Source organism: Klebsiella quasipneumoniae subsp. quasipneumoniae, from assembly GCF_020525925.1.
GTDB classification, from domain to species: domain Bacteria; phylum Pseudomonadota; class Gammaproteobacteria; order Enterobacterales; family Enterobacteriaceae; genus Klebsiella; species Klebsiella quasipneumoniae.
Genome location: NZ_CP084876.1, coordinates 4,277,384 through 4,293,067, shown reverse-complemented (window position 1 = coordinate 4,293,067; position 15,684 = coordinate 4,277,384). Strand labels below are relative to the sequence as shown.

Below are 15,684 nucleotides of genomic sequence, written 5' to 3'. Positions count from 1 at the left end.
GGTACTACGACAGCTCCTTCGGGAGCTGTTTTACGTATTCGCTCAGAAAATCAATAAACGCCCTGATACGTGTGCTGACGGCTCTATCGCTGTAGTACACCGCGCTGAAGGGCATCTCCACCGGCAAACGTTTGTCGGCCAGTAGTTCAACAAACTCCCCACTGGCTATCTCTTTATCCACCATATAATCCGACAGGCAGGCAATACCGTTCCCGGTCAGACACAGTTGCTTGAGCGTTTCCCCACTGTTCGATGATACCGCCGCCTCAATCTCTAACAACTGACCATCGCAACAGGATACCGGCCAGGTGTTCAGAGAGACGGGTTCAGTGAAGCCCAGACATTGATGTTGTTTCAGATCTGACGGATGCTGCGGCACGCCGTAGCGCGAAACATACTCTGGCGAGGCGACGATCTTCCGATAGCTGGTGAACAGCGGTCGGGCGCGCAGGCTGGAATCAGTTAAGGTTCCGGCCCGAATAGCCACATCCACTTTTCGTTCAATCAGATTAATAAATGTTTCTGACGACACGAGCGACAGCGTCATTTCCGGGTAACGCTCGCGAAATGGCTTCACCAGCGGCATGAGAAAATGCAGCATCACCGGCGTCGCGGCATCCACCCGCAGCAGGCCCCGCGGCGTCGTGCGCGTTTCCAGCAGGTCGTTTTCTGCCGCCGCCATCTCCTGCAATACCACCTGCATCCGGCGAAAATAGCGCTCGCCTTCCTCTGTCAGACTGAGCTGACGGGTGGTCCGATTGAGCAGGCTAACACCAAGCTTGGACTCGAGCTTTTTGACTGCCCGGCTGACGGCAGAGTTGGCCTGACCAAGCTGTTCGGCCGCCCGGCTGAAACTCCCGCTTTCCACTACCGCCACAAAGATGGCGATCTCCTCGGATGTGGCTCTCATTATTGCACCTGTAGCAAAATTCTATTGATACTTTGATAGTTTTTGTTATTTATACAACCCTTCATACTACGTGTCATCTTAATCCTGATGCTACGGAGTAAATTATGCCACTGGCGCTATTTGCCTTAACCATCGGTGCCTTCGCAATTGGCACCACTGAATTCGTGATTGTCGGCCTGGTCCCGACGATTGCCCAACAACTCTCTATTTCGCTGCCGTCGGCAGGCCTGCTGGTTTCTATCTATGCGTTGGGCGTGGCGATCGGCGCCCCAGTGCTGACGGCGTTAACGGGGCGTATGCCGCGTAAACAGCTGCTGCTGGCGTTGATGGTCCTGTTTACGGCGGGTAATGTGCTGGCCTGGCAGGCCCCTGGCTATGAAACGCTGATCCTGGCGCGCCTGCTGACCGGTCTGGCACACGGCGTGTTCTTTTCTATTGGCTCGACAATCGCCACCAGCCTGGTGGCAAAAGAGAAAGCAGCCTCGGCTATCGCCATTATGTTCGGCGGCCTGACGGTCGCGCTGGTAACCGGGGTGCCATTCGGGACTTTCATCGGTCAGCATTTTGGCTGGCGGGAAACGTTCCTCGCGGTATCGATTCTGGGGGTGATTGCGCTTATCAGCAGTCTGATTCTGGTGCCGAATAATATCCCGGGCCGCGCCAGCGCCAGCCTGCGCGATCAGCTGAAAGTCTTAACCCATCCGCGCCTGCTGATGATCTATGCCATTACCGCGCTGGGCTATGGCGGCGTGTTTACCGCCTTTACCTTCCTTGCGCCGATGATGCAGGAGCTGGCCGGCTTCAGCCCGTCAGCCGTGAGCTGGATCCTGCTGGGCTATGGCGTCTCGGTGGCTATTGGCAACGTATGGGGCGGCAAACTGGCCGATAGGCATGGCGCCGTCTCCGCGCTGAAGTTTATCTTCGCCGCGCTGGTTGTGCTGCTGCTGGTGTTCCAGCTGACCGCCAGCATTCACTATGCCGCGCTGGCAACGGTGCTGGTGATGGGCGTTTTCGCCTTCGGCAACGTGCCGGGCCTGCAGGTGTACGTGGTGCAAAAAGCAGAGCAGTACACCCCCGGGGCTGTCGACATCGCATCCGGCCTGAATATTGCCGCCTTCAACGTCGGCATCGCGCTGGGGTCGATCGTCGGCGGACAGACGGTCGAGCGGTACGGTCTGGCGCAGACGCCGTGGATTGGCGCGGTGATTGTGCTGGTCGCTTTGCTGTTGGTGGCCCTGAGCGGACGTTTAGATAAATTGCCACGCCGTTCGGCAGCGCTTTCTCCCGAAGGCTAAGGGTTTCTCGCAATTTGCATTGAAAGTGTATGGGAAAATCCCTATAACAGAATAACCAGTCGTCGTCGGGCTGGTTTCTGTTATCGAGGATTAATGCCCAAATTGCGAAAGAACACCTACGCCATGCGCTATGTCGCCGGACAACCTGCGGAGAGAATATTGCCTCCGGGGGCGTTTGCGGGCGTGAGTCCGGTTTATCCCGCCGGCACGCCGTTAAGCAGCGATGAGAAAATCCGCGTGCTGGTGTGGAATATCTTCAAACAGCAGCGCGCAGAGTGGCAGTCGGTCCTTAAGAATTTTGGCAAAGACGCGCACTTAGTCCTGTTGCAGGAGGCGCAGACGACGCCGGAGCTGGTCAGGTTCGCGACCACCAACTATCTGGCCGCCGATCAGGTGCCTGCGCTGGTGCTGCCGCAGCATCCTTCCGGCGTGATGACGCTGGCTTCCGCCCATCCTATCTATTGCTGCCCATTGCGCGAACGTGAACCTATTTTGCGTCTGCCTAAATCAGCATTAGTGACTGTCTATCCGCTGCCCGATGCGCGGCTGTTAATGGTGGTCAATATCCATGCCGTTAACTTCAGCCTTGGCGTCGACGTCTACAGCAAACAGCTGCTGCCGATTGGCGATCAGATCGCCCATCACAGCGGGCCGGTGATCATGGCCGGCGACTTCAATGCCTGGAGCCGCCCGCGGATGAACGCCCTGTACCGCTTTGCACGCGAGATGTCGCTGCGTGAAGTTCGTTTCCCGGACGATCAGCGCCGCCGCGCGTTTGGTCGCCCGCTCGATTTTGTGTTCTACCGTGGGTTAAGCGTGCACGATGCTTCCGTGCTGGTAACCCGCGCCTCCGACCACAACCCGCTACTAGTCGAATTCAGTCCCGGCAAGCCTGATTAATTTAAGGTTGGTCAGGCCTGCCATGGGGCAGGCCTGCGCATGCATGGTGCTGCCTTTTATTACTCAAAAAACCGTAAGGACAAGACAACATGACAACACGCTCTCACCATGACAACGTCGAAAAGCAGTTCGGCTCCCAGGCCAGCGCCTATCTGACCAGCGCCGTGCACGCCTCTGGTCGCGATCTGCAGCGGCTGGCGGAACGACTGGCTGATTTTCCTCAGGCGAAAGTGCTGGATATGGGCTGCGGGGCAGGGCACGCCAGCTTTACCGCGGCGGGACAGGTTGCCGAGGTGACCGCCTATGATTTATCGAGCCAGATGCTGGAGGTCGTTGCCGCCGCGGCAAAGGAGAAAGGTTTTAGCAATATCGTGACCCAGCAGGGGTATGCCGAAACGCTGCCGTTCGCTGATGCCAGCTTTGATATCGTTATCAGCCGCTATTCTGCTCATCACTGGCATGACGTTGGCCAGGCGCTGCGCGAGGTGAAACGTGTCCTCAAGCCGGGTGGGGTGATGATCGTGATGGACGTGATGTCGCCGGGCCATGTGGTGCGTGATGTCTGGCTGCAGACGGTGGAAGCCTTGCGCGATACCTCGCACGTGCGTAATTATTCCAGCGGCGAGTGGCTGACGCTGGCGACGGAGGCGGGGCTGGTGATTAATCAACTGTTGACCGATCGCCTGCCGCTGGAGTTCAGTTCGTGGGTGGCGCGGATGCGTACCCCTGAGCCGCTGGTGGAGGCGATTCGTTTATACCAGCAGAGCGCCTCGGCGGAGGTGAAAGCCTACTTTGAGTTACAGCAGGATGGTTCCTTTACCAGCGATACCATCATGTTTGAAGCGCATAAAGCGGTTTAATACGGACAACAAAAAAGGCACCGGGGGAAGTCGGTGCCTTTTTATCGAACCCTGACGTATCAGGACTCTGGTCGATCGCTGTTTTTCACAAATAGCGTTAGCTGATCGCCAGGCCGCAGATTGTCGGTATCGCTGTTCCAGCGCATGACGTCGCGAATATTAACGCCATGACGTTTGGCGATGCTCGACAGCGAATCACCTTTGCGAACGCGATAGGTGATGCTATCGCTGTTATTCGCCAGACGCTGCGCGCTGCTGCCGGCGCCGATAACCAGGTTCTGTCCAACCTTCAATCCAGAGCCGCGCAGGTTATTCCACTGCTGCAGATCGCGGGTCGTGACGCCGAGACGGGAAGCAATCCCGGAAATGGTATCGCCGGAACGCACCTTATAGCTTCGGCTGGTCAGCGGCGTATTATCCGCGAGCTGCGTCGGCTGTACGGCGGCAATGTCGCCAGAGGCCAGCGATTCACGCAGCTGGGCTGCGTGTTTCTGCGGCACCATGACGTACTTTGGCCCGCTAGCGCCCAGCGTTGACCCCTTTACGCCGGCGTTGAAGGTCTTCAGCTTGCTGACCGGCATACCGGCCATATCCGCGAGCTGAGAAATATCAACCGGACTGTCGAGGCGAACGCGCGCCAGCGCACGGCTTTCATCAGCCGTAGGCAACTTTACGCCGTAACGTTTGCTGTTTTTGAGGATGTCGCTCAATGCCAGCATTTTCGGTACGTAGACTTTCGTTTCATGCGGCAGAGACAGCGACCAGAAATCGGTGGGTTTGCCACGCGAACGGTTCGCTTTCACTGCCTTCATGACCCGACCTTCGCCGCTGTTATATGCCGCAACCGTTAACAACCAGTCGCCGTCGAACATTTTGTTCAGACGTTGCATCATGTCCAGCGCCGCGGTAGTCGATGCGACAACGTCACGACGCGCATCGTAACTGCGGGTCTGTTTTAAACCATAATTGCGCCCTGTGCTCGGAATGATCTGCCAGATGCCTGCGGCATTGGCGCCAGACGTCGCGTGTGGGTCAAAAGCGCTCTCCACTATGGGTAGTAATACCAGTTCCATTGGCATGTTACGTTTCTTAACCTGCCCGGCTATCCAGTACATATACGGCTCTGCCCGTAAAGTTACATCGTGGAGATAGCTCTTATTTCTTAAGTACTTCTGTTTTTGCTCGCGAATCCGGGGGTTATCCGGTATTCCCATCTTTAGCTCGTCGCCTATGGAAGTCCACAGATCCTGGTCTTGCGCGTAGAAGGTTCCATCATCTAACCAGCGCGCTTGACTTGTGAACTTGCCTGCTTCCCCTTGACCAGCCGCAGAAAGGCTCTGTGCTCGCTGTTCGACGGTGCCATCGTGCTTAGACGCCTGGCACCCCACCAGCAGGACAGAGGCGAATAATATCGCTCGTGCCTTCATGTGTGTGTCAATAGTTGCTTAAAAGACGACCAAGGATAACGGCGAAGTTAGCCGATGACAAGAATTAAATATCAGAATTCGTCTTTCTTTGACCTTAACCACGCAAATCGCGCCACAGAGTGTTGCAATTTTGTTTCTTTGTTAATTTTGTCAATTAAATCAATATCATTTACCCGTAAAAATAAATTTATAAGCCGCTCGTTTTTCAGAATTACGGGTAGTGTCTTTTGTTTTTTTGCACGTAACTCATTAACTTTATGATAGTAATCGTTTATGTCCCTATCATCAGGCAGGATACTCAACGCAAACTTCATATTCGCTAACGTATATTCATGTGCGCAACATATAAGGGTTTCTTCAGGAAGGGCGTTAATCTTCATAAATGATTGATACATCTGCTCTGCAGTGCCTTCGAACAGCCTTCCGCAGCCGCCGGAGAACATCGTGTCGCCGCAAAACAGATAAGGTTCGCTGTAGTAACAGATATGTCCTAATGTGTGACCTGGCGTGGAGAAAATGGAAAAATCGACCCCGAGAATTGACAGCCGATCGCCATCGTCTACTACCTGAGTAACCCCCTTATCCTGGGTTTCTGCCGGCCCGTAAACCACCAGAGAGGGGAATTTTTCACGTAATTGTTTTACGCCGCCGACGTGATCCTGATGGTGATGGGTCAGTAAAATGGCCTCGGGCTGCCACTGGTTTTCCTCGATTGCCGCCAGAACCGGCGCGGCCTCGCCCGGGTCAACGATGATGCAGCGGCCGTGATTCTCAGTGAGAACCCAGATGTAGTTGTCCTGAAACGCGGGAATACTGATAAGATTCATAAATTACCTCTAAAGCGTAGCGGAAGGTGGCAATGAAGCCGGCAAGGATACCTCATACAGTGACAGCGCCTGAGCATTGGTCCAGTATGCCGTGGGGCGAATACTATCGCGAAACGCTGGAGCAGCAGATGAAGCCGTGGCTGGCTAAATTATATGGCTTTCATCTGCTTAAGATTGGCAATCTGAGCGCGGAAATCAATACCGAAGCTTGCGCCATCTCGCACCAGGTGAATGTCTCGCTGGCGGGAAACCCAATGCAGGTCCGGGCCGACCCGCTGCATTTGCCCTTTGCCGAAAAGTCCGTCGACGCCTGCCTGCTGGCGCATACCCTGCCGTGGTGCAGCGATCCGCATCGCCTGCTGCGGGAGGCCGATCGCGTCCTGATCGATGATGGCTGGATGATCCTGACCGGGTTTAATCCGGTGAGCCTGATGGGATTGCGTAAACTGGTGCCGGTGCTGCGCAAAGGCACGCCGTACAACAGCCGTATGTTTACGTTGATGCGCCAGCTGGACTGGCTGTCGCTGCTCAACTTTGAAGTGCTGCATTATGGGCGTTATCAGGTTTTACCCTGGTCGCGGCATGGCGGCAAACTGCTGAGCACCCATCTGCCAGCGCTGGGCTGTTTGCAATTGATTGTCGCCCGCAAACGGACTATTCCGCTCACCCTTAATCCGATGAAGTCAGGGAAAGCGAAAACCCAGCTGCGGCCGGCAGTAGGCGCCACCCGGCAGTGGCGCAAGGGGCAGAATTAGCTCTCCGGCTGGTAGCCGATGTCGTCCTGAGTGGGATGGGAGGCCGCAGCGCGGGCCAGCTCGTCGCAGCGTTCGTTTTCTGGATGGCCGGCGTGGCCCTTCACCCACTCCCATTTGATCTTATGCTGGCCAAGCGCGGCGTCCAGCCTCTGCCAGAGGTCGACATTCTTTACCGGTTTTTTCTCTGCCGTTTTCCAGCCGCGCTTTTTCCAGTTGTGGATCCACTGGGTGATCCCCTGGCGGACATACTGGCTGTCGGTGCTGAGCACCACCTCGCAATGCTCTTTTAACGCTTCGAGGGCGACGATCGCCGCCATCAGTTCCATGCGGTTATTGGTGGTCAGACGGTAGCCGGCGCTAAAGGTTTTTTCGTGCTGGCGGTAGCGCATAATGGCGCCGTAACCGCCGGGTCCTGGATTTCCCAGGCAAGAGCCGTCGGTGAAAATTTCTACCTGTTTGAGCATCTCTGGTAGACTTCCTGTAATTGAAATCGATTTGTAAACGATAAGTCTGACATAAATGACCGCGATGAGCACTGCAATTACGCGCCAGATTGTTCTCGATACCGAAACCACCGGTATGAACCAGATCGGGGCGCACTACGAAGGACACAAGATCATTGAGATCGGCGCCGTGGAGGTGATTAACCGCCGCCTGACCGGTAACAATTTCCACGTCTATCTCAAGCCCGATCGGCTGGTGGATCCGGAGGCGTTCGGCGTGCACGGGATCGCCGACGAATTCCTGCTGGATAAACCCACCTTTGCCGACGTGGCCGATGAATTTATGGATTACATCCGCGGCGCGGAGCTGGTGATCCATAACGCCTCGTTCGATATCGGTTTTATGGATTATGAGTTCGGTAAGCTGAACCGCGGGATCGGGAAAACCGAGACCTTCTGTAAAATCACCGACAGTCTGGCGCTGGCGCGGAAAATGTTTCCCGGCAAGCGCAACAGTCTGGATGCGCTATGTTCGCGCTACGAAATAGACAACAGCAAGCGTACGCTGCACGGGGCACTGCTCGATGCCCAGATCCTTGCCGATGTCTATCTGATGATGACCGGCGGCCAGACGTCGATGGCGTTCTCTATGGAAGGCGAAAGCCAGCAGCAGGCAGGCGAGATGGGGATTCAGCGCGTCGTTCGCGCCGCCAGCCAGTTACGGGTGGTTTATGCCTCTGATGAAGAGCTGGTGAACCATGAATCCCGCCTCGATCTGGTACAAAAGAAAGGCGGAAGCTGCCTGTGGCGTGCCTGATAACCACTAAAATGGATTAAAAGTAGGCGGTTGGGCGATTTTTGCAGCAAACGATTCAAAACGGTAGAAAAAGCGTTGACGGGGTAGAGGGGAATCCGTAATATTCGCCTCGTTCCCAACGGAACAACAACGCGGAGCGGTAGTTCAGTCGGTTAGAATACCTGCCTGTCACGCAGGGGGTCGCGGGTTCGAGTCCCGTCCGTTCCGCCACTATTCAGAAAGCCTGAATCAGCAATGATTCAGGCTTTCGTCGTTTTCGTCGCCGAATTTCAGCGCGCCTCTTGTTCCTCCTGCATACACTGCATGAATACCCGCATCGCCGGACTGATTGTTTTCCCGGCGTGATGGGCGCAGAGCGCATGGATCGTCAGCGGCGTCTCGCTGAACGGCAGCTCGACCAGCGTCCCGCGTTTGAGTTCCTCCTCTACCGCAAAGCGCGGCAGAAAACTCACCCCCAGATTGCCCGCCACGCACTGCTTGATGCTTTCAATACTCCACAGTTCGATGGTGTTCTCCATGGTAATGCCGCGCTGGCGCAGGGTACTTTCAAAAATCTGCCGGAACACGCACTGGGGTTCGTTGATGATAAAGCTCAATGGGATATGCTGCCGTGGGCGCAGGAAGTCGACCGGCGCCTGATCGACTGACGCGACCAGCGCCAGCGGCTGCGGGCCAAGTTCCATCATGGTGAGCGCATCATCGTTGCCAACCCGGTAAAACACCCCCAGGTCGACTTCGTCAGCGAGCAGCGCATCACGGATGCTGTAGCAATTGAGCGACTGCAGTGACAGGCGGACCTTCGGGGCGCGTTGCTTAAAACGCTGCAGCACCGGCGGCATTTTGTACGCCAGCAGGGTTTCACCAGTGGCGACGCGAAGTTCGCCGCCGGGTTCATCGTCCTGGCGCGCCGCCTGGCGAATCGACGCCATCACTTTGGTCAGATCGTAGACGTGCGGCAGGACATTTTTACCCGCGGCGGTGAGACACATTCGTCGGCCAATTTTCTCAAACAGCGGGATGGCAAGCTCCTGCTCAAGCTGCTGGATATGAAAGGTTACGGTGGACTGGGTGCAGCACAGTTTCTGCGAGGCGCGCAGAAAGGATCCTTCTTCGACAACCGTTTTGAAGGTGATAAAGCGTCGCAGATCCATATTTCCTCTTTATATCGACATTCTCGAATTCAGAATGAAAAAACATTCATTTTTTTAAATTATCAGCTTCGGGTACTGTCTGCCAGTCAAGAGGAGAAAACACGTGACACCTACCCTGATTAGCGCCTTTTTAACTTACACCCTGATCACCGCCCTGACGCCCGGGCCGAATAATATTCTGGCGCTGAGCAGCGTCACCGCGCACGGCCTTCGACGGAGCATGCGGGTTCTGGCCGGCATGAGCCTGGGGTTTGTGATCATCATGCTGATTTGTGCCGGGCTGACGTTCACTCTCGTTACCCTGGATGAGGGGATAACCTCCCTGCTACGCTGGGTCGGCGCGGGGTATATCCTGTGGCTGGCCTGGCATATTGCCCGCAGCGACCCGGCCAGCGGTGGGCAGGAGGAGCGGCCTGTCAGCTTCTGGGCCAGCCTGGGGCTGCAGTTTGTGAATGTAAAAATTATCCTGTACGGCATCACGGCCCTGTCGACCTTTGTTCTGCCGGTGACTCGCGAGCCATTCTGGCTGGTGATGATAAGCCTGTTGCTATCAGTAATAGGCGTTGCCGGCAATCTTTGCTGGGCGCTGGCCGGTCAGCTGTTTCAGCCGGTGTTCGAACGCCATGGAAGAGGGTTAAATCTGCTGCTGGCGCTGCTGTTGGTCTGGTGCGCGGTACGAATGTTTATGGAATGAATTAAGGGAGCGTAACGCTCCCTTGAGGTTATTTATCCTGCGCCAGGGCGGGTTGCCCTTCATTTACCCAGGTCATAAAGATCCGGTAACCGATGGCCAGCAGGGTGGCGCCGAGGAACATACCGAGAATGCCGTTAGAGGCCATTCCGCCAAGGGCGCCCAGCAGCACCACGGGCATTGGCGCATCGACTCCGCGCCCCAGCAGCAGTGGTTTGAGGACGTTATCGGCCATACCGGCGACGATCAGCAGGACAGTATAGAAGATATCCATTCCGGTACTGTGGGTGCCGAGACTCCACATCAGCGCGATGGCCGGGGCCGTCACCAGGATCACCGGCACCTGGGCAATGCCGAGGATCAGGGCCAGAATAAAGAAGATCCCGACGGCGGGAATGCTGGCCATCAGCATGATCACGCCGACCAGCAGCGCCTGGATCAGTGCCACCCCGATGACGCCCTGGGCGACCGCGCGGATGGTGCTGGTGCACAGGCGGGTGAGGGTCACGCCTTTATTCTCATCGGTAATACGGATGGCAATACGCTGGGCGCTGATGGCGCCCGCTGCGCCCCAGGCCATCATAATTCCCGAGACGATAAACGAAATAATAAAGCCAATCAGCCCGCCGCCCATGCTGGCCAAAATACTGAGAAACTGTTTGGCAATGTCGCCGATTTGCGAGCGGTAATTACTGAGCAATCCTGGCAGATCGACGGAAGCTCTCATCCACAGGGCGCTAAGCCGTTCGCCAATGATCGGTAACGCGGCAATGCGCGAGGAGGGCGGGGGAATGGTAAAGCTCTGGCTGCCCATCCGGTCGATCATCGCGCTGGCGCTTTCCGCCAGCGAGGTGATCATCAGCACCGTGGGGATAATAATCAGTAAAATACCTAACAGCACCAGCACCACTGACGCCAGTCCCTGTTTGCCCGCTAACAATCCGGCAAAATATTGATGTAAGGGATAGAGCGCCACGGCGAGGATCAGCGCCCAGAGCATCATATTGATAAAGGGAGAAAAGACGGTAAAACAGAATGAGGCCAGCGCCAGAATAAGCCCAAACCGAATAAACATATCGAGAAAGCGGGTGACCAGCCGTTTTTCTATTAACTGAAGATTATTATTATCCATTTTCTATTACGCTCATAAAATATGCATACGCCAACGCTCAGCCGGGTTCACCAAAACAAGCTGGCAACAGAAAAGTCATGCGTTTACAACGCAGAAGTTAATTGAAAATGATCTCCGCCCGTTTGGTTGTGGGCCTTTTAATGAGTGTAGAACAGAAATGAAGGGCGCCCTGTAAATATTCTGTTGGGCGCGGCAAGAGGAAATTCCGCTTTCTTTTCCTGCAGAAGGGGGAAGAAAGCGGAGGGGGATTAATCCAGAGTAAAAGGATCGGCATCGCGCCAGGCGGGGAATTTTTCACGATATTCCTGGAGGGCGCTCAGCGACAGTTCGGCGTCAAGACGAGTGGCCTGATGCGGATCGGCGGTGGCGACAATCTCCCCCTGGGGACTGATAATCCGGCTATCACCGCGGTAATGATGGCCGTTGCCGTCGGTACCGACCCGGTTACAGCCGGCGACATAGGCCTGGTTCTCGATAGCGCGGGCGACCAGCAGCGACTGCCAGTGCAGGGAGCGCGGCGCCGGCCAGTTGGCCACATACAGCGCCAAATCATAGTCGTTAAGGTTACGCGACCATACCGGAAAGCGCAGGTCGTAACAGACCAGCGGCAGGATCCGCCATCCGCGCCATTCAAAGACCACGCGCTTGTCTCCGGCCTCATAGTGATGGTGTTCATCGGCCATACGGAACAGGTGACGTTTATCATAATGATGGACCGTGCCGTCAGGCTCGACCAGCAGGAAGCGGTTAACGGCCCCGCGCTCAGTTTGCAGCGCCGCGCTGCCGGCGATCAGCGCCTGGGTTTGCGCCGCCCTGGCATGCATCCACGCTACCACCTCGGCCTCGGGTAAAGATTGTTTTGCCGCTTCCATCGCAAAGCCGGTGGTAAACATCTCAGGTAAAACAATGATATCGCGCCCGACAATCCCTTCCAGTTGGCGATCAAAATGGCGCAGGTTAGCAGGGCCGTCCATCCAGACCAGCGGTTGTTGCAACAGCGTAATTTTCAGGCCAGGCACAATGGTCAACTCCATTCTCATGAGGGGGTTAGGTTAACTGTAACACCTTATCAGCCTCGCGGCGGTCCGCGGAATATTTTGTTAAAAAAATGCTACTAACAGGAACGGCGGGGGAAGGAGAGACGAAAAAAAGGCGGGGAAAATTCCCCGCCCGGCGTGTGATGTGGTTGTTGTTTTATTATGCGGCTTCAACGTTGCGAACTTTTTCCGGCAGCTTTACCGGCTGGGTTGCCAGCTCCTCTGGCGCAAAGTCGTCAACGTTAATGCTGCGCAAGCGACTGTGCTCTGCTCGGGTCAAAATGGCGGCTTCATCCTGACTGATTAAGCCTTTCGCCAGGGCATGGGCGGCCAGTTCGTCGAGACGGGTGAACGGCAGATTTTTACCCAACTCTTTGCAGATACGCTGGTGGATAGGATCGGCCGCCATCACTTCCAGCAGCGCCTCTTCCAGCAGGCCGACCGGGTTATGCTCGCTCGGCGTCAGGTACTGACCGCGACCGATGCGGGAGCGGGTGGCGCTGGGCACCTGCAGAATTTTAGCGACTTTATGGTCCAGCTTATCCGACGGCGCATGATGATGACGACCGGTCGGGAAGATGACCAGGCGCATTGCGCCAGCCACCAGACGGTTGGGGAAGTTTTTCAGCAGATCGTCGATGGCCTGCTCGGCCTGATGCAGCGCATCCTGCACCCCCCAGTGAACCAGCGGCAGATCGGCTTCATTGCGTCCTTCATCGTCATAGCGTTTCAGCACCGCCGAGGCCAGGTACAGCTGGCTTAACACATCCCCCAGACGCGCGGAGATACGTTCGCGACGCTTGAGACTGCCCCCCAGCACCGCCATCGAGACGTCTGACAGCAGCGCCAGGTTAGCGCTCAGACGGTTCATTTGCTGATAGTAGCGGCGGGTGACGTCGCGGGTCGGCGCGCTGCTGGTGCGTCCGCCGGTCAGGCCCAACCAGAAACTCCGTACTTTGTTACTACCGACATGGCCGATATGTTTGAACAGCAGCTTGTCATAGGCGTTCAGGTCGTTGTTCTGCGCGGCAGCCATCTCCTCCAGCACGTACGGATGGCAGCGAATCGCACCCTGACCGAAGATCATCATGCTACGGGTCAGAATGTTCGCACCTTCCACGGTGATGGCGATAGGCGCGCCCTGATATGCCCGGGCGAGGAAGTTGCCTTCGCCCAGCATAATGCCTTTCCCGCCGGTAATATCCATTGCGTCGATAATGGAGCGCTGGCCGCGGTGGGTGCAGTGATATTTCACGATCGCGGAGAGCACCGCCGGTTTCTCGCCGAGCATAATGCCGTAGGTAATCAGCGAGGCCGCAGCATCCATCACATAAGCATTACCGGCAATGCGCGCCAGCGCCTCTTCAATGCCTTCCATTTTACCGATCGAGATTTTGAACTGGCGGCGAATATGGGCGTAAGCCCCGGTCGCCATAGCCACCGATTTCAGGCCGCCGGTGGAGTTGGACGGCAGTGTAATACCGCGGCCCACCGACAGACATTCAACCAGCATGCGCCAGCCCTGACCGGCCATCCCCGGCCCACCGATGATGTAATCGATCGGCACGAAGATATCTTTGCCGCGGGTTGGGCCGTTCTGGAACGGGACGTTAAGCGGGAAGTGGCGACGGCCAATTTCCACGCCCGGGGTGGAGGTCGGGATCAGCGCGCAGGTGATGCCCAGCTCTTCTTCCCCGCCCAGCAGACGATCCGGGTCAGAAAGTTTAAAGGCCAGTCCCAGCACGGTGGCGATAGGCGCCAGCGTAATGTAGCGTTTGTTCCATGTCAGGCGCATACCCAGCACCTGCTGGCCCTGCCAGTCGCCCATGCAGACCACGCCGGTATCCGGGATGGCGCCGGCGTCGGAGCCCGCTTCCGGGCTGGTGAGTGCGAAGCAGGGGATCTCCAGCCCGCGCGCCAGACGCGGCAGGTAATGGTTTTTCTGCTCTTCAGTACCGTAATGCTGCAGCAGCTCGCCCGGGCCCAGTGAGTTCGGGACGCCGACGGTGATCGCCAGAATGCCGGAGACGCCAGAGAGCTTCTGCAGCACCCGCGACTGGGCATAAGCGGAGAATTCAAGCCCGCCATACTCTTTCTTGATGATCATCGCGAAGAAGCGGTGTTCTTTCAGATACGCCCACAGCTCCGGCGGCAGATCGGCCATTTCGTGGGTGATGGCGAAGTCGTTAGCCATCCGGCAGGCTTCTTCCACCGGGCCGTCGAGGAAGGCTTGCTCTTCGGCGGTCAGACGCGGCTGCGGATAGTTATGCAGCTTATGCCAGTCAGGATTACCGCGAAACAGATCCCCCTCCCACCAGGTGGTCCCGGCGTCGATGGCCTCTTTTTCGGTACGCGACATCGGCGGCATGACCTTGCGGAAGGCGCGAAACGCCGGTGCGGAAATCATGGATTTACGCATAGGCGCAAAGTTAAACGGCAACAGAATGATCGCCAGCGGCAGCAGCAGCCAGATATTCCACAGACCGGCCGCGCCAAGCGCTGCGGTCCAGGCGAGCAAGATCACGCTGCTGAGCAGCAGGCTGACCCGGTGATAGAAGAGCGCACCGAGTAAAACAACGGTTGCAACAATACTCAAAATCATCATAGAGAAATGCTCCCTGTGCTTGTAGGAGGTCTGACCACTTGTGATGTATTGGTTGTAGTGCATGCCTTTTTATTTAGCAATGTGTTTACAAAATAATTACAACCTTGCTCACATTGTTGTATGCAAAAGCGGCACATAAAATCAAAAGGGCGGGGGATAACGCAGCCTGCTGCTTCTCGCTTCGGCGGCTATCCGGTACACTGCCAGGGGTATTCCACTCATACTGAAGGATTATCCTCATGTACCAGGATCTTATTCGTAACGAACTGAACGAAGCCGCGGAAACGCTGGCTAACTTTCTGCAGGACGAAGCCAATATCCATGCTATCCAGCGTGCCGCTGTCCTGCTGGCGGATAGCTTTAAGGCGGGTGGTAAAGTGCTGTCCTGCGGCAACGGCGGTTCCCATTGCGATGCGATGCATTTTGCGGAAGAACTGACCGGACGTTATCGCGAAAACCGCCCGGGATATCCGGCCATTGCGATCTCCGACGTCAGCCATCTCTCCTGCGTGAGCAATGATTTTGGCTATGAGTATGTCTTCTCCCGCTACGTTGAATCCGTCGGCCGCGCGGGCGATGTGCTGCTCGGCATCTCCACCTCCGGCAACTCCGGCAACGTAATCAAGGCCATTGAGGCCGCGCGGGCGCAGGGGATGAAAGTGATCACCCTGACCGGTAAGGACGGCGGTAAAATGGCCGGTAGCGCCGATGTGGAAATTCGCGTGCCGCACTTTGGCTACGCCGACCGCATTCAGGAGATCCACATCAAAGTGATCCATATCCTGATTATGCTGATCGAAAAAGAGATGGCGAAAGGCTAACAGGCAGGTGAGT

General features: G+C 56.4%; 15 protein-coding genes and 1 tRNA gene. 8 read left to right on the top strand and 8 right to left on the bottom strand.

Annotation, left to right across the window (positions count from 1 at the left end):
• Nucleotides 1–4: 4 nt before the first annotated feature.
• Nucleotides 5–910, bottom strand: a complete 906-nt coding sequence (gene yafC, locus LGM20_RS20715) for a DNA-binding transcriptional regulator YafC (protein ID WP_032453031.1) — start codon at nt 908–910, stop codon at nt 5–7.
• A gap of 104 nt (nt 911–1,014) precedes the next feature.
• Between yafC and LGM20_RS20710 the strand changes: the two genes are divergently transcribed.
• The 3 genes from LGM20_RS20710 (at nt 1,015) to LGM20_RS20700 (ending at nt 3,965) form a co-directional block, all read left to right on the top strand.
• Nucleotides 1,015–2,205 carry an MFS transporter gene (locus LGM20_RS20710; protein WP_023288495.1) on the top strand — a complete coding sequence of 397 codons (1,191 nt, stop codon included), beginning with the start codon at nt 1,015–1,017 and terminating at the stop codon, nt 2,203–2,205.
• 102 nt (nt 2,206–2,307) lie between these two features.
• Nucleotides 2,308–3,105, top strand: a complete 798-nt coding sequence (locus LGM20_RS20705; RefSeq protein ID WP_072096514.1) for an endonuclease/exonuclease/phosphatase family protein — start codon at nt 2,308–2,310, stop codon at nt 3,103–3,105.
• A gap of 89 nt (nt 3,106–3,194) precedes the next feature.
• Entirely contained in the window at nt 3,195–3,965 is a 771-nt protein-coding gene (locus LGM20_RS20700; protein ID WP_023288497.1) for a class I SAM-dependent methyltransferase, read from the top strand.
• A gap of 59 nt (nt 3,966–4,024) precedes the next feature.
• Here the strand turns inward: LGM20_RS20700 and mltD are convergent, their stop codons facing one another.
• Both mltD and gloB read right to left on the bottom strand, forming a co-directional pair.
• Nucleotides 4,025–5,392: a murein transglycosylase D gene (gene mltD / locus LGM20_RS20695; RefSeq protein ID WP_032453033.1), complete on the bottom strand. Its 1,368-nt coding sequence runs from the start codon at nt 5,390–5,392 to the stop codon at nt 4,025–4,027.
• A 71-nt stretch (nt 5,393–5,463) separates the two neighbouring features.
• On the bottom strand, nt 5,464–6,219 hold the full coding sequence (gloB, locus tag LGM20_RS20690) for a hydroxyacylglutathione hydrolase (RefSeq protein WP_044521113.1): 756 nt from the start codon (nt 6,217–6,219) through the stop codon (nt 5,464–5,466).
• 32 nt (nt 6,220–6,251) lie between these two features.
• Here gloB and LGM20_RS20685 point away from each other — a divergent pair, with 32 nt between their 5' ends.
• Nucleotides 6,252–6,974, top strand: a complete 723-nt coding sequence (locus LGM20_RS20685; protein ID WP_004204619.1) for a class I SAM-dependent methyltransferase — start codon at nt 6,252–6,254, stop codon at nt 6,972–6,974.
• On the opposite strand, the gene rnhA is transcribed toward LGM20_RS20685, so the two are convergent.
• Nucleotides 6,971–7,438 carry a ribonuclease HI gene (gene rnhA / locus LGM20_RS20680; protein WP_004204620.1) on the bottom strand — a complete coding sequence of 156 codons (468 nt, stop codon included), beginning with the start codon at nt 7,436–7,438 and terminating at the stop codon, nt 6,971–6,973. The genes LGM20_RS20685 and rnhA overlap by 4 nt on opposite strands.
• Before the next feature lie 64 nt (nt 7,439–7,502).
• Here rnhA and dnaQ point away from each other — a divergent pair, with 64 nt between their 5' ends.
• Nucleotides 7,503–8,234 (top strand): DNA polymerase III subunit epsilon, encoded by a 732-nt coding sequence (dnaQ, locus tag LGM20_RS20675; protein WP_004204621.1) that lies wholly within the window; start codon nt 7,503–7,505, stop codon nt 8,232–8,234.
• 133 nt (nt 8,235–8,367) lie between these two features.
• Nucleotides 8,368–8,444: transfer RNA gene (locus LGM20_RS20670), tRNA-Asp, on the top strand.
• Nucleotides 8,445–8,503: 59 nt separating this feature from the next.
• On the opposite strand, the gene LGM20_RS20665 is transcribed toward LGM20_RS20670, so the two are convergent.
• Entirely contained in the window at nt 8,504–9,385 is an 882-nt protein-coding gene (locus LGM20_RS20665) for a LysR family transcriptional regulator (protein WP_032734848.1), read from the bottom strand.
• A 103-nt stretch (nt 9,386–9,488) separates the two neighbouring features.
• On the opposite strand from LGM20_RS20665, the gene eamB reads away from it, so the two are divergent.
• Nucleotides 9,489–10,079, top strand: a complete 591-nt coding sequence (gene eamB, locus LGM20_RS20660) for a cysteine/O-acetylserine transporter (RefSeq protein ID WP_044521116.1) — start codon at nt 9,489–9,491, stop codon at nt 10,077–10,079.
• A gap of 28 nt (nt 10,080–10,107) precedes the next feature.
• Here eamB and LGM20_RS20655 read toward each other — a convergent pair whose 3' ends face one another.
• The 3 genes from LGM20_RS20655 to fadE all read right to left on the bottom strand — a co-directional run bounded on the left by LGM20_RS20655 (nt 10,108) and on the right by fadE (nt 14,850).
• Entirely contained in the window at nt 10,108–11,208 is a 1,101-nt protein-coding gene (locus LGM20_RS20655) for an AI-2E family transporter (RefSeq protein ID WP_044521117.1), read from the bottom strand.
• A gap of 248 nt (nt 11,209–11,456) precedes the next feature.
• Complete coding sequence (locus LGM20_RS20650) at nt 11,457–12,227, bottom strand: amidohydrolase (protein WP_023288501.1); 771 nt, start codon at nt 12,225–12,227, stop codon at nt 11,457–11,459.
• Between the two features lie 178 nt (nt 12,228–12,405).
• The gene (gene fadE / locus LGM20_RS20645) at nt 12,406–14,850 is read right to left on the bottom strand and encodes an acyl-CoA dehydrogenase FadE (protein ID WP_032453035.1); all 2,445 of its coding nucleotides are present in this window, start codon (nt 14,848–14,850) and stop codon (nt 12,406–12,408) included.
• Between the two features lie 239 nt (nt 14,851–15,089).
• Here fadE and lpcA point away from each other — a divergent pair, with 239 nt between their 5' ends.
• Nucleotides 15,090–15,671, top strand: a complete 582-nt coding sequence (gene lpcA, locus LGM20_RS20640; RefSeq protein ID WP_004145825.1) for a D-sedoheptulose 7-phosphate isomerase — start codon at nt 15,090–15,092, stop codon at nt 15,669–15,671.
• Nucleotides 15,672–15,684: the final 13 nt, after the last annotated feature.

What these genes read in the sequence shown, in the direction of transcription:
- yafC (WP_032453031.1), bottom strand. Translation starts at nt 910, where the DNA reads ATGAGAGCCACATCCGAGGAGATCGCCATCTTTGTGGCGGTAGTGGAA.
- LGM20_RS20710 (WP_023288495.1), top strand. Translation starts at nt 1,015, where the DNA reads ATGCCACTGGCGCTATTTGCCTTAACCATCGGTGCCTTCGCAATTGGC.
- LGM20_RS20700 (WP_023288497.1), top strand. Translation starts at nt 3,195, where the DNA reads ATGACAACACGCTCTCACCATGACAACGTCGAAAAGCAGTTCGGCTCC.
- mltD (WP_032453033.1), bottom strand. Translation starts at nt 5,392, where the DNA reads ATGAAGGCACGAGCGATATTATTCGCCTCTGTCCTGCTGGTGGGGTGC.
- gloB (WP_044521113.1), bottom strand. Translation starts at nt 6,219, where the DNA reads ATGAATCTTATCAGTATTCCCGCGTTTCAGGACAACTACATCTGGGTT.
- LGM20_RS20685 (WP_004204619.1), top strand. Translation starts at nt 6,252, where the DNA reads ATGAAGCCGGCAAGGATACCTCATACAGTGACAGCGCCTGAGCATTGG.
- rnhA (WP_004204620.1), bottom strand. Translation starts at nt 7,438, where the DNA reads ATGCTCAAACAGGTAGAAATTTTCACCGACGGCTCTTGCCTGGGAAAT.
- dnaQ (WP_004204621.1), top strand. Translation starts at nt 7,503, where the DNA reads ATGAGCACTGCAATTACGCGCCAGATTGTTCTCGATACCGAAACCACC.
- LGM20_RS20665 (WP_032734848.1), bottom strand. Translation starts at nt 9,385, where the DNA reads ATGGATCTGCGACGCTTTATCACCTTCAAAACGGTTGTCGAAGAAGGA.
- LGM20_RS20655 (WP_044521117.1), bottom strand. Translation starts at nt 11,208, where the DNA reads ATGGATAATAATAATCTTCAGTTAATAGAAAAACGGCTGGTCACCCGC.
- fadE (WP_032453035.1), bottom strand. Translation starts at nt 14,850, where the DNA reads ATGATGATTTTGAGTATTGTTGCAACCGTTGTTTTACTCGGTGCGCTC.
- lpcA (WP_004145825.1), top strand. Translation starts at nt 15,090, where the DNA reads ATGTACCAGGATCTTATTCGTAACGAACTGAACGAAGCCGCGGAAACG.